Below are 11355 nucleotides of genomic sequence, written 5' to 3'. Positions count from 1 at the left end.
TGCTGGCGCACGGGGGCGCGGCACAGTAGGGTCGGCGCCCGACCGGCCTCAGTGGTGCGCTTCAGTGCTGGTGGTGCGCTTCAGCGTTGCGCTGCGCTGCGACGATGCTCTCGCACACGTCGCTGGCCCGGTGCGTCGGATCGATCGCCCCGACGACGGCGACCGCGATCTCGGCAAGCTGCGAGACCTGCTCGGGAGTGAGTGCATCCATCACCGTCGAACGGACCGTCGCGAGGTGTCCCGGCGCGGCGTCACCGACGTATGCGGCGCCCTGATCGGTGAGCACGACGTTCGTGGCGCGCCCATCTTCGGCGCACGGCTGCCGGCGGAGGAGTCCTCGCGCCTCCAGCCGCGTCACGACGTGGCTCAGTCGCGAGAGCGACGCATTCGTCGCTGCGGCGAGCGCGGTCATCCGCATGAGCGCACCGGGCGCTTCCGACAGACGGGAGAGAGCGAAGAACTCGAAATGAGTGAGTGCGGAGTCGCGATTCAGCTGAGCGTCGAGCACGCCGGGCAGGAGCTGGACGAGCGCGACGAGCCCCAGCCAGGCCTCCTTCTCGCGGTCGGCGAGATCCTTCGTCTCCGTCATTCCTCCAGTGTAACCGATTTAGTTGACACTTCAACTAAACGGGGTTACTTTAGTTGACGCATCAACAAATTGGGATGCGGTTCCGTTTCGAAAGGAAGAATTCATGAGCACGGTCAGCATCATCGGCAGCGGAAACATGGCGAACGCCATCGGCGGCCTCGCTGCCTCGGGCGGCCACACGGTCGAATACATCGGGCGCGACACCGCGCCGATCGCGGGCGACATCGTCGTTCTCGCGGTTCCCTACCCCGAGGTCACGGCCGTGATCGCCGCACACGGCGCAGCCCTCGCGGGCACGATCGTCGTCGACATCACCAATCCGTTGAACTTCGAGACCTTCGACGACCTCGTCGTTCCCGCCGACAGCTCGGCCGCGGCCGAGATCGCCTCGAAGCTCCCGGACTCGACCGTTCTGAAAGCGTTCAACACCACGTTCGCGGCGACCCTCGTCAGCAAGAAGGTCGGATCCGGGCAGACCACCGTGCTCATCGCCGGTGACGATGCCGCAGCCAAATCGGCTCTGGCCGAGATCATCGTCGCGGGTGGCGTCGCCGCGGTCGACGCCGGCTCGCTCAAGCGCGCCCGCGAACTCGAGGCGATCGGCTTCCAGCAGCTCGTGCTCGCCGTCGGCGAGAAGATCAGCTGGACCGGCGGCTTCGGGCTGAACGCCTGAGCGGACGTCGCCCGCTCCCTGCCGACGGCAGAACGGCGGGCGACTCGCCCGGCGTCGGGCGACTCCTAGTCGTCGCGTGCGATCCCGGCGAGGAACGCGAACGCCACCAGTTGAGCTCGATCGCGCGCCCCCACCTTCGTCATCGCCCGGTTGGCATGGGTCTTCACGGTGAACGGTGAGACGAACGTCCGGGCGGCGATCTCGTCGTTGCTCAGCCCGGACGCGACAGAACGAACGACCTCCAGCTCGCGTGGCGTCAACGCCTCGAATCGCGCCGCGAGCGCGTCATCGTTCGCCCGCGCTGCTGAGCCTGCTCGGGAAGTCCGCCTGGTGGCTCCCGAAATGGCTCGACAAGGTCCTGCCCCACATCGACACCGAGGGGCACGCCCTGGAGGAGACGCCCGTGAAGAAACCGAGCGAAGTGACGGTCACCATCGGCGCCTGACGTCTGATCGCCACTTGGGGGGGTGGCGGTCGACGAGCGTGCGGATCGCGCTCACCGCATTGCCGGAGCCTGACCCGGGCCGCCGTGAGACCCGTGGGTGAACACCACAGCGTCCACCCCGTCGACGGCAGCCACGAGCGTGCCCGAGCGAGGGAGGTCGCCCACTACAGACTCGGCCCCGAGCGCACGTCGTCCGGCGCGGCCGGAATCCTGAATGAGGGCGCGAACCCGGTAGCCCTGCCGGAGCGCTTCAGCGACGACCGGAACGCCGACGCTGCCGGTCGCACCGATCGCAAGCACCGTCCTCGGTCGCATCCGTCAGTCCTCGGGGATGTCGCGGCCGAAACTCTCGAGCGTGATGACGTCCGGCTCGGGACCTCCTCTAACACCGCGGTCGAGGGCATCGATCCGACGCAGCTCGTCGTCGAGGAGTTCGAAGTCGAACACGTCGAAGTTCTCGCGGATCCGTTCCGGTTTCACCGACTTCGGGATCGCGGAGCGGCCCTCCTGCAGATGCCAGCGCAGCATCACCTGAGCCGCGGACGTGCCATGTTCCTCAGCGATCGCGAGGATCACCGGATCGGTGAACGTGCTCGTGGCCCCCTCGCCACGGTAGGAGGTGATGCCACCGATCGGCGACCACGCCTGAGTGACGATGCCCTGTTCCGCATCGGCTGCCTGAAGCTCAGCCTGGGTGAAGTACGGATGCACTTCGATCTGGTTGACGGCCGGGACGATCTCGGTCTGCCCGAGAAGCGAGGCGAGGTGGGCGGGCATGAAATTGCTGACACCGATCGCGCGAACCTTCCCCTCGGCGAGCAACCGCTCCAGCGCGCGGTACGCACCGACGGTCTCATCGAACTCGCCGGGGAGCGCCTGATGCAGGAGCAGCAGGTCGATCGTGTCGACGCCGAGCTTGCGGGCGCTCTTGTCGAACGCGTGCAGCGTCTGGTCGTAGCCGTAGTCGCTGATCCAGATCTTCGTCTCGATGAAGACATCATCACGGGCGAGTCCGGATGCGCGAATCGCGTCACCGACACCCCGCTCGTTGCCGTACGCGGCAGCCGTGTCAATCAGGCGGTACCCCGTGGCGAGCGCGCCAGCGACCGCTTCCGCGGTTTCATCCGGAGGGGTCTGGAAGACACCGAATCCGAGAGCGGGCATCTCGACACCGTTGTTCAGAGTGAGGATGTTGTTCATTCCCTCGACGCTAGACCGGTTGCCGCCCCGGAGGGAGTGACTGGCTGTACCGGGAACACCGCACCTGTCGCGGAGAGCGGATATCGTGTCGTCATGGCCCTGACGCTGATGTGCGGACTTTCTTTCTCGGGCAAGAGCACCGTCGCCGCACAGCTGGCGGAACAGCTACCAGGAAGCGTCATCAGTCTCGACCGCATCAACGCTGAGCGCGGCCTGGACGGCGGGCTGGGCATCCCGCTGGAAGAGTGGGTTCTGACCAAGCAGATCGCCCACGAGCGAGCCGAAAGCCTTCTTCGCGCCGGTCAGCAGGTTGTCGTGGACGACACGGGATCGCCACGGTTCATCCGCGACGAATGGCGAACCCTGGCCGAGCGGTCAGGAACCCCACTCGCTCTCGTGTGGGTCCAGATCGATCCTGTTCTGCAGCAAGAACGAGTGCAGGCGAACCGTTCCGAGCAACGGCGTCATGACGTCATCGACTCCGTCCTCGAAGATCACGTGACCCACTTCGAACCCCCGGTCGACGAGGCACCGATCATCATCGACGCCGAAGACACGACGAACGAGGCGAGGATCGCCGACATCGTCGATGCGATCCGGCGACGAACGACGACCCAGCCGGGCGAGGATCGTTGATTCGGCCCAACCCGCTCCTGCCAGGGACTCTGCCCGTGGCGGCTAGCGGAGGAAAGCGGCGGCTACGCCGGAGTCGACGGGGATATGCAGACCCGTCGTGCGCGAGAGCTCCGGGCCGGTCAGAACAGTGACGGCGTCGGCGACGTTCTCCGGCACGACTTCGCGTTTGAGGATGGTGCGGTCGGCGTAGAACCGGCCGAGGTCTTCCTCTTTGACACCGTAGGTCGCCGCGCGATTGGCTCCCCAGCCGGCGAAGTCACTCCCGACAACGACACGCTTCCTGTTCCCCGATTCCATGAGCATCCCTTCGATCCGAGCCCCAGGCTAGGTTCGCGCCGCAGAAATCCCGAGGAGTTTGACCGTTTCCGGACGATGCTCACCCCGTTCGATCCCTCACCCGGTTCGTCACGAGCTCGCGTTCATTCATCGCTACGGGTGGCTGTTGAGCTCGTCGGCGCCGACACAAGACCCGCGACGTCCCTGACGATGCGGCGGACGTTGTAGCAACGAGTCTCATGTTCTCGGCCCTCGTTCGAGCGAAGCCCATTGGACCGGCTTCGTGCGAACTAGCTCGACCGACGCAGGCGGAGAGTGGTTGGGAGGAGCTCGCGCTCGGCGGGTACAGGCTCGCCCGCGACCATGCGCAGCAGCACGTCAACTGCTCGCGCGCCCATATCTTCGTAGGGCTGGCGGATCGTGCTGAGCGTCGGGTCGAGCAGTTGCGCGGCGCGCTCGTCGTCGAAGCCCATCAGCGCGACATCCGAAGGCACCGCTCGGCCGACCGCGCGCAGCGAACGGAGCACCGGCGCCGCGATCAGGTCGAACTCGCAGAAGATGGCATCGATCTCCGGATGCGCGCGCAACAGTTCGTCGACCTCCGGGTATCGCTCGACCGACTCGTCCTCGGAGTCACGGCACAAGACGACGACACCCTCATCCGCGACGATGCCGGCCGCGTCGAGGGCGTCCCGGTATCCGCGGAGGCGGTCCCTCGCGAACATGGCGGCGTTATCGCTTCCGACATACGCGATGCGACGACGACCCGAGCGCACAAGATGGGTCACCGCGTCGAACGCGCCGCCGTGGCTGTCTGCCCCGATCGTCGGAACCAGTACCTCCTCCGACACGTCATCGATGGCGACGAGTGGAAGACGAACGTGCTGCGCTGCATCATGCACCGCCCGGTCGTCGGCCGACCCGAAGAGCAATGCGCCCTCGGTCGGAACGTTCCCGAGGCTCTCGATGACTGCCGCGGCACCCCCCGGCCGCCCGGCGACCGGATGCACGAGGACCTGATAGCCGTGGGCGTCGGCGTTCTGGAACGCAGCCCGCACCACCGGCTCCCACCAACCCCAGGTGTTGCCGGGGACGACGACACTCAAGGCGTGATAGCCGCCGCTGCGCAGTGCGCGGGCGGCGACCGACGGGCGATAGCCGAGCTCGTCGGCGACTTCACGGATGCGCTTCCGCGTCGCCGGGCTCACGTCGCGGTGCGGTTCCGTGGCGAGCGCGCGAGAAACTGTCGCGATTCCGACTCCCGCGGCGCGGGAGACGTCGGCGAGAGTTACTCTGTGCGCCATGATCCGCCTCTCTGAACGGGGACATTGACATCGTCGGCTTACCGGAGCTATCTTAGCGGAACCGTTACCGGAAACGTTACCGGTAACGATTCCCCTACCGTGAAGCCAAGGATGTCTTTCTCATGACCGCAACGCCCCCCGAATCCGAAGCGCCGCTCATCGCGACCTTCGAGAGCCAGGCACACCCCGCCGACCCGCACCGCGTCGGCCCACTCTTCATCGCCATCTACGCGCTTGCGATGTTCGGCATCTGGATGGCGATCAATCTCCCGGCGACAGTCACCGTCGCGCTGCGCATCTCCCAGATCGATCCCGCCAACAAGACCACGACATACTCGATCGTCGCCGGCGTCGGCACGCTCGTCGCCGTGCTCGCGAACCCGTTCTTCGGCCGGCTGAGCGACCGCACCCGCAGCCGCTTCGGCCGTCGGCGCCCCTGGATCGTCGTCGGACTCGCCGGCACGGCAGTCGGCGCGGCCATCATCGGCATGAGCACGACGGTCGGCCTGCTCATCGTCGGCTGGGTCGTCATGCAAGCGTTCATCAACGCGTGCATCGCTGCGACGCTCGCCGTGGTCGCCGACTTCGTGCCCGAATCGCAGCAAGGCGTGGTGGGTGCGCTCTCCGGAACGGCGAGCGCCGCCTCGACGGTGATCGGCATCTTCTTCATCCAGGCGTTCCCGACGAGCATCCTGGCCCAGATCGGCTTGCCGGTCGTCGCCGCGATCGTTTTCGGCCTCGCTCTGGTCGCTCTGCTCAAGGGAGACAAGCCGGCCACCGGTCCCCGCAGCCCGTTCAGCATCAAGCAGTTCCTCGGCAGCTTCTACGTGAACCCGCGCAAGGCCCCCGATTTCGCCTGGTTCCTCCTCGCATTCTTCCTGGTGAACCTCGGCTACGGCGTCGTGTCCACCTACTCCGTGTATTACCTCCAGGATCAGATCGGAGTCTCGGACGCCGATCTCCCGGGCGTCCTGTTCGTTACGCTGCTTCTCGGCGGGGTCGTGTCGTTGGTCGTCGCGCCGCTCGCCGGCTGGATCAGCGACAAGACAGGACGACGCAAACCGCTGTTCATCCTCTCCGCCGTGCTCATGGCCGCCGGAATCGGAGTGATCGTCGTCGCGCATGATCCGGTCACCTTCATCGTGGGGCAGACCCTGACCGCCGGGGTCGCCGCCGGCATCATCTTCGGCATCTACATCGCCTTCGCCGTCGCCACCCTGCCGAACTCCGCCACCGTCGCACGCGACCTCGGCATCGTGAACATCGCTTTCACCTTGCCGTTCTCGATCGTCCCGTTCGCGGCCCCCGTGCTGCTTTCGATCGGCGGCGGCACGAACTATGTGCTGCTGTACGCGGTGGGCGGCGTGCTGAGCCTCGCGTGCATCCCGATCCTGTTCAGGATCCGCGCAACCCGCTGACCGGGCGTCGCGAACGATCCGACCAAACCCTCACTGAACCGACACGAAAGAAGTCCCATGAGCACCCCTGCCTACCTGAACCCCGCCCTCTCCGCCGACGAGCGCGTCGACGACCTACTCCCACGCATGACCATCGAGGAGAAGGCCGGACTGCTGTTCCACCCGGCGACCTCCCTCGCCGAGCCCGGCTATTCGGCCGATCAGGCCCTGGCCGATGCCCAGCGCGACATTTCGGACAAGCTCATCTCACACTTCAACGTGTTCAACGGTGCGGACGCTGCCGAGATCGCCGACTGGACCAACCAGCTGCAGCAGCTCGCAGCCGAAACGCGGTTGGGCATCCCGGTCACGATCTCATCGGATCCGCGCAACGGCTTCCGAAGCACCCCGTTCACCGGTCACACACTCGACTCGCTCTCGCGCTGGCCCGAGCATACGGGCCTCGCCGCCATCGGAGACGTCGACCTCGTGCGCGAATACGGTGACACCATCCGGCGCGAATTCCTGGCGATGGGCATCCGGGTGTACCTCGGGCCGATGGCCGACCTCTACACCGAGCCGCGCTGGTCGCGCGGGTTCGGCACCTTCGGCGAAGACGTCGACCTGGTGTCGTCGCTCACGGCTGCGTTCATCGAGGGGCTGCGGAGCACCGCAGATCTCGGATCGGAGAGTGTCGCAGCGGTGGTGAAGCACTTCCCGGGCGGCGGTCCGCAGCTGGATGGCTTCGACGCCCACGACAAACGCCACCGCGAGCAGGTCTACCCGGGCGGTCAACAGAAGCTGCACCTCCGTCCGTTCGAGGCGGCGTTCGCCGCCGGTGTCAGCCAGGTGATGCCCTACTACGGGATGCCCGTCGGCACCGAGTGGGAGGAGCGCGGCTTCGCATTCAATGCTCCGGTCATCCGGGACCTGCTGCGCGGGCACTACGCGTTCAACGGCATCGTGGTCAGCGACTGGAACCTGCTCGAGTCGGCCGACGTGGCCGGCATCGTCTTCGGTCCGAACGGCTACGGCCTCGAGGACCTCAGCCCGACCGAGCGTCTCGAGGTCGGCCTCACGGTCGGCGTCGACCAGTTCGGTGGCGACAATTGCCCTGAGCGCGTGGTCGAGCTGGTGCGGTCGGGGCGCGTCTCCGAGGAGCGTATCGACCAGTCGGTGCGCCGCATCCTGAGGGAGAAGTTCGTGCTCGGACTCTTCGAGGACCGCTACGCCGACATCGAGGCGGCCCGAGCAGTGGGTGCGGATGCGTCGCTGCGCGCGCTCGGCACGGAGGCGCAGGCGAAGTCCCTGACGCTCCTCGCCGACGCCGACGTGCTGCCTGTGCGCCCAGGCGCCCGCGTGTTCGCCGAGGGCATCGACTGGGCGACGGTCGAACACGAGCTGACGGTCGTCACCACTCCGGAGGAGGCCGACCTGAACATCGTGCGACTGGACGCCCCCTGGCAGCCCGACCCCGAGAGCGCACTGGGCGACTGGTTTCACGGCGGCCGCATCGACTTCTCCGAAGACATCGTCGCGCACCTCGGCGAGCTCGCGAAGCACGCGCCGACGATCGGGGTGATCTATCTCGAGCGGCCGGCCGTCCTGACCGAGTTGCTGCCATCACTCTCGGCGCTGGTCGTCGAGTTCGGGGCGAGCGACCAGGTTGTCATCGATGCCCTCCAAGGCGCAACGCCGTTCACAGGGAGGCTGCCGTTCGACCTTCCGAGCAGCATGGCCGCGATTGAGCAGTCCCGCGAAGACGTGCCATTCGACACGGCCGCCCCTGCCTTCACGCACGGTGCCGGTATCCAGCGCGCCGCGCTCGTCGCGAATCCGATCGCCCATCGGCGGTGACGTGACTGTCGGCAGCAAACGGGGAGCGTCGCTCAGCTGCGAGGTCTCAGAATCCCGCCGGCATGCTCAGCGCGAACGGTCCCCGTCCGATCCGTAACAGCGAGAGAACACTGACCGGCGTGGGCGGACCGATCCCGTGAACGATCAGACGCCGGCCGGCTCCTCGATGCCTGTCTGACGATCTTTTGCAGGAACAGCGCGCCGTGAGCGCGCGATGGTCAAATAGATGACGAGGGTGAGGATCGCGGCGAGGAAGACGACGCTGGTCACGATGGTGCCGAGTCCCGCCCCTCCATCCGATGTCGGCTGGGCGAGAAGGTCGCCGAAAGACGCGCCCAGCGGGCGGGTGAGCACGTACGCGATCCAGAATGCGGCGATCGCCCCGAGCCGGAAGACGAAATGCGCGACGGCGACGATGACGATCGCCGCGGCGAAGATGCCAGCGGAAGCGAGGTAGCCGAGGTTGAGCTGCTCGGCGAGGAGGTCGCCTGCAGCCGTCCCCAACGCGAAGGTGAAGAGCACTGCCAACCAATAGAACGTTTCCCGCCGGCGCGTGACGATGTCGTGGATGGAGAGCGTGCGTTCGGTCGCGTACCAGATCGCGAACGTCGCCATCAGCGCGACGGCGAACACGCCCGTCGAAACAGCGAGGGGAACGCCGAGCCCATCGGTGAGATTGTCGGTGATCAGCGTCCCGACGACACTGATCAAGACGACGGTCAGCCAGTACAGACCTGGAACATATCGTCGGCTTCGGAATTGGACGACGAACACCACAAGGAACAGGGCAACCATCACCACCGTGGTCAACTGGGTTCCCAGGTGCAGGCGTGATGAGATGAGATCTGCTGCCGTCTCACCGACCGTGGTCGCGAGGACTTTGATCGTCCAGAACGATGCGGTTGGTTCGGGCACCTTGTTCTCACGCAGCGCGAGATTCTTCGGCTCGGTCATAGGTGTTGCCCTTCGAGTGATCGGGTCGGATGGAGCGGGACACTACTGAGGCTGCGCCTCGCACTCAGTCGATCGTCTCCTCCCTAAGAAGCGTCCAAGGTTCAGCCGCACCCGATGGGAAGTTTCTTGGAAAGGGCAGCGGAAGCTGCAGTATGCGGATGATCGTCGCAGGGATTCTCGTCGGGCTGGCCGCTGTCGCCGGCCTCGTGGCCTTCGAATTGCTCGTCCAGGCGATAGACGTCCAAGCCGAGAGCGATGGCGCACCCGACTCACCGTCCGGAACGGCGGGAGCAGGTCCCCAGCATTTCTGACAGTCCCCTGGTTGTCCGGGATCCCCGCCAAATAGATTGTCCATACGCCCGAATACGACTAAGAAACCGATCGTTGGGCGAATCTCGTTGGACACCGGTAGAGTGCGGGCCATGAGCTGGAGGGGCAAGGGCGGGGCGGTGGCTGTCGCAGTGGGTGCGCTGGCAATGCTCTCCGGCTGCGCCGCAGGCTCGATTGCTGAACGTTCGTATCAGGGGATGCCGAATGGCTCGCGCCCGTTGAATTCACTGCCTCCGACACCCGGCCAGATTGATCTGCCCGACCCTGATCTTGCCCCTCGGGTGCAGTGGGCCGACGGCCGTGATCTAGTGGCCGTGTCCCTCTGGGGTGGGTCTTCATGCCCCGTCGAGCCGACAGGTGTGCGCGAGCTGGGTCATGACCGGCTAGAGGTTTCGGTGACGAAGCGTCAGGGGTGGTTCGGCGCATGCACCGCGGACCTGGCAGTAAACACCTACGAAGTCCGGGTCCCAGGTTCGATCTCTCAGTCGAGCCCCTTGACCGTTGTCGTCGACGGCCACGAGTTCACGCTCGACTCCCAGCCCGCCCCTAATCGAGGGGTGTGGTAGTTCTCCCGGGCGTTTGATCGACTGTTGTCAAGTTCTCGGGAGTTGGGGCGATTCTCTCCACAGGAGCACTTCCGAGGGGAACCATCAATGCGTATGCATCGACGTCGAACTATGTCTCAAGCCATGCCGACGAGGTAGCGGCGATGGCCGTCCAGCGTCTGACGGCCGGCGATCGCCAGCGTCAGCGGGAAGGCATAGACATCCCTTTCCGGTCGCACGACCAACTCCCAGCGAGCCCGGCCCGGATTGAACTTGCGTGTGAAGATGCGTGACATGGTCAACCGGTCATCCAGTTCAGTCACCGAGCAAGCAACCGATATGACGTTGGTCATCGCGACGTTGAGTCAGCGGAGCTCATTGGGCTGCGTTTGTCGCCGACCTTTTCGCCTCGTGGGCGGAGTGCCGCCAGTTCCCGGCGGCCCTCACAGCGAACGCCAGGAGCAGAAAGCCGGCGACCATCGTCAGGCAGTACAGCGTCACGGCGCCGTAGCCGCCGACAGCGTCCGGGTTGAAGAACGGATACGGATAGATTCCGGTGAATGCGCCGCGCACGATCGAGAACACGGCATAGACAGCGGGAAAGATCATCCACCACAGAATCACCCGCCCGCGCAAGCGGTTCATCGGTGGCCAGAGGAGCCAGTCGACCACCCCCGCGATCGGAAGGGCAAAGTGCAGGATCACGTTCACCACCGGATCGATATCGGAGAGATCGGCGTCGCGCAGGAGAGTGTTGAAGACCAACCCGACGAACGCAATGTAGACGACAGCGGCGCCGCGGAAGGCGGAGTCGGTCGGCGTCGGGGCACGCCTCACGTTGAGAAGTCGGAGCGCTGAGATGATGAAGACGACACTGATCAGAATGTTCGACAGGTTCGTGAAATAGGTGAAGAAGTTGAAGACGCTGTACCCCTTGGGAATGTGCACAGCGAACAACTGGAACACCATCGCAGCCAGAGACCCGACCGCGAGAATCATGCGGAACCCAACGGCGGAAGAACGGCTACTCATCACTGCGAGCATAAAGGATCCGGTCCGGCGGCGGTCCCCGCGGTCCGTGAGATGGCCCGGCCGGTCCGACCACCGTAACGCGCAAGGGTTGCGCAGTCGCAACGGTTAGGAGAATAC

14 protein-coding genes and 1 pseudogene are annotated in these 11355 nt (G+C 65.6%); 6 read left to right on the top strand and 9 right to left on the bottom strand.

What is annotated here, in order from left to right; translation table 11 throughout:
• Window positions 1-61 precede the first annotated feature (61 nt).
• A complete protein-coding gene (locus K5L49_RS13805) occupies window positions 62-589 on the bottom strand; it encodes a MarR family winged helix-turn-helix transcriptional regulator (RefSeq protein WP_223693595.1) in 528 nt (175 codons plus the stop codon).
• 103 nt (window positions 590-692) lie between these two features.
• On the opposite strand from K5L49_RS13805, the gene K5L49_RS13800 reads away from it, so the two are divergent.
• Window positions 693-1262, top strand: coding sequence for an NADPH-dependent F420 reductase (locus K5L49_RS13800; RefSeq protein WP_223693593.1), 570 nt, complete (start codon window positions 693-695; stop codon window positions 1260-1262).
• A 65-nt stretch (window positions 1263-1327) separates the two neighbouring features.
• On the opposite strand, the gene K5L49_RS13795 is transcribed toward K5L49_RS13800, so the two are convergent.
• Window positions 1328-1522: a helix-turn-helix domain-containing protein gene (locus K5L49_RS13795; protein WP_263298866.1), complete on the bottom strand. Its 195-nt coding sequence runs from the start codon at window positions 1520-1522 to the stop codon at window positions 1328-1330.
• Here K5L49_RS13795 and K5L49_RS13790 point away from each other — a divergent pair.
• Complete coding sequence (locus K5L49_RS13790; protein ID WP_223693591.1) at window positions 1513-1707, top strand: hypothetical protein; 195 nt, start codon at window positions 1513-1515, stop codon at window positions 1705-1707. The two genes, K5L49_RS13795 and K5L49_RS13790, sit on opposite strands and share 10 nt — an antisense overlap.
• A 51-nt stretch (window positions 1708-1758) precedes the next feature.
• Here the strand turns inward: K5L49_RS13790 and K5L49_RS13785 are convergent, their stop codons facing one another.
• Both K5L49_RS13785 and K5L49_RS13780 read right to left on the bottom strand, forming a co-directional pair.
• Complete coding sequence (locus K5L49_RS13785; protein WP_223693589.1) at window positions 1759-2022, bottom strand: NAD(P)H-binding protein; 264 nt, start codon at window positions 2020-2022, stop codon at window positions 1759-1761.
• A 3-nt stretch (window positions 2023-2025) separates the two neighbouring features.
• Window positions 2026-2907: an aldo/keto reductase gene (locus tag K5L49_RS13780; RefSeq protein WP_223693587.1), complete on the bottom strand. Its 882-nt coding sequence runs from the start codon at window positions 2905-2907 to the stop codon at window positions 2026-2028.
• 93 nt (window positions 2908-3000) lie between these two features.
• On the opposite strand from K5L49_RS13780, the gene K5L49_RS13775 reads away from it, so the two are divergent.
• Window positions 3001-3543 (top strand): AAA family ATPase, encoded by a 543-nt coding sequence (locus tag K5L49_RS13775; protein WP_223693585.1) that lies wholly within the window; start codon window positions 3001-3003, stop codon window positions 3541-3543.
• 42 nt (window positions 3544-3585) lie between these two features.
• Here K5L49_RS13775 and K5L49_RS13770 read toward each other — a convergent pair.
• A pseudogene (locus K5L49_RS13770) lies at window positions 3586-3822 on the bottom strand (bifunctional rhamnulose-1-phosphate aldolase/short-chain dehydrogenase); the annotation flags it as partial.
• 287 nt (window positions 3823-4109) lie between these two features.
• A complete protein-coding gene (locus K5L49_RS13765; protein WP_223693584.1) occupies window positions 4110-5123 on the bottom strand; it encodes a LacI family DNA-binding transcriptional regulator in 1014 nt (337 codons plus the stop codon).
• A gap of 122 nt (window positions 5124-5245) precedes the next feature.
• Between K5L49_RS13765 and K5L49_RS13760 the strand changes: the two genes are divergently transcribed.
• Together K5L49_RS13760 and K5L49_RS13755 are read left to right on the top strand one after the other, a co-directional pair.
• Window positions 5246-6541 (top strand): MFS transporter, encoded by a 1296-nt coding sequence (locus K5L49_RS13760; protein ID WP_223693582.1) that lies wholly within the window; start codon window positions 5246-5248, stop codon window positions 6539-6541.
• Between the two features lie 57 nt (window positions 6542-6598).
• Window positions 6599-8377, top strand: a complete 1779-nt coding sequence (locus K5L49_RS13755) for a glycoside hydrolase family 3 protein (protein ID WP_223693580.1) — start codon at window positions 6599-6601, stop codon at window positions 8375-8377.
• A 144-nt stretch (window positions 8378-8521) separates the two neighbouring features.
• On the opposite strand, the gene K5L49_RS13750 is transcribed toward K5L49_RS13755, so the two are convergent.
• Complete coding sequence (locus tag K5L49_RS13750) at window positions 8522-9331, bottom strand: COG4705 family protein (RefSeq protein WP_223693579.1); 810 nt, start codon at window positions 9329-9331, stop codon at window positions 8522-8524.
• 158 nt (window positions 9332-9489) lie between these two features.
• Here K5L49_RS13750 and K5L49_RS13745 point away from each other — a divergent pair, with 158 nt between their 5' ends.
• The gene (locus K5L49_RS13745) at window positions 9490-9642 is read left to right on the top strand and encodes a hypothetical protein (RefSeq protein ID WP_223693577.1); all 153 of its coding nucleotides are present in this window, start codon (window positions 9490-9492) and stop codon (window positions 9640-9642) included.
• Between the two features lie 701 nt (window positions 9643-10343).
• On the opposite strand, the gene K5L49_RS13740 is transcribed toward K5L49_RS13745, so the two are convergent.
• Both K5L49_RS13740 and K5L49_RS13735 read right to left on the bottom strand, forming a co-directional pair.
• The gene (locus K5L49_RS13740; RefSeq protein ID WP_223693575.1) at window positions 10344-10559 is read right to left on the bottom strand and encodes a hypothetical protein; all 216 of its coding nucleotides are present in this window, start codon (window positions 10557-10559) and stop codon (window positions 10344-10346) included.
• Window positions 10560-10581: 22 nt separating this feature from the next.
• The gene (locus K5L49_RS13735; protein WP_223693573.1) at window positions 10582-11238 is read right to left on the bottom strand and encodes a Pr6Pr family membrane protein; all 657 of its coding nucleotides are present in this window, start codon (window positions 11236-11238) and stop codon (window positions 10582-10584) included.
• Between the last annotated feature and the right edge of the window lie 117 nt (window positions 11239-11355).

Source organism: Leifsonia poae (assembly GCF_020009625.1).
In the GTDB taxonomy this organism is placed as follows: domain Bacteria; phylum Actinomycetota; class Actinomycetes; order Actinomycetales; family Microbacteriaceae; genus Leifsonia; species Leifsonia poae_A.
Note: the sequence above shows the minus strand (reverse complement) of the source record. Positions and strands in the feature narration are given on the sequence as shown.

What these genes read in the sequence shown, in the direction of transcription:
- K5L49_RS13805 (WP_223693595.1), bottom strand. Translation starts at nt 589, where the DNA reads ATGACGGAGACGAAGGATCTCGCCGACCGCGAGAAGGAGGCCTGGCTG.
- K5L49_RS13800 (WP_223693593.1), top strand. Translation starts at nt 693, where the DNA reads ATGAGCACGGTCAGCATCATCGGCAGCGGAAACATGGCGAACGCCATC.
- K5L49_RS13785 (WP_223693589.1), bottom strand. Translation starts at nt 2,022, where the DNA reads ATGCGACCGAGGACGGTGCTTGCGATCGGTGCGACCGGCAGCGTCGGC.
- K5L49_RS13780 (WP_223693587.1), bottom strand. Translation starts at nt 2,907, where the DNA reads ATGAACAACATCCTCACTCTGAACAACGGTGTCGAGATGCCCGCTCTC.
- K5L49_RS13775 (WP_223693585.1), top strand. Translation starts at nt 3,001, where the DNA reads ATGGCCCTGACGCTGATGTGCGGACTTTCTTTCTCGGGCAAGAGCACC.
- K5L49_RS13765 (WP_223693584.1), bottom strand. Translation starts at nt 5,123, where the DNA reads ATGGCGCACAGAGTAACTCTCGCCGACGTCTCCCGCGCCGCGGGAGTC.
- K5L49_RS13760 (WP_223693582.1), top strand. Translation starts at nt 5,246, where the DNA reads ATGACCGCAACGCCCCCCGAATCCGAAGCGCCGCTCATCGCGACCTTC.
- K5L49_RS13755 (WP_223693580.1), top strand. Translation starts at nt 6,599, where the DNA reads ATGAGCACCCCTGCCTACCTGAACCCCGCCCTCTCCGCCGACGAGCGC.
- K5L49_RS13750 (WP_223693579.1), bottom strand. Translation starts at nt 9,331, where the DNA reads ATGACCGAGCCGAAGAATCTCGCGCTGCGTGAGAACAAGGTGCCCGAA.
- K5L49_RS13745 (WP_223693577.1), top strand. Translation starts at nt 9,490, where the DNA reads ATGATCGTCGCAGGGATTCTCGTCGGGCTGGCCGCTGTCGCCGGCCTC.
- K5L49_RS13740 (WP_223693575.1), bottom strand. Translation starts at nt 10,559, where the DNA reads ATGACCAACGTCATATCGGTTGCTTGCTCGGTGACTGAACTGGATGAC.
- K5L49_RS13735 (WP_223693573.1), bottom strand. Translation starts at nt 11,238, where the DNA reads ATGAGTAGCCGTTCTTCCGCCGTTGGGTTCCGCATGATTCTCGCGGTC.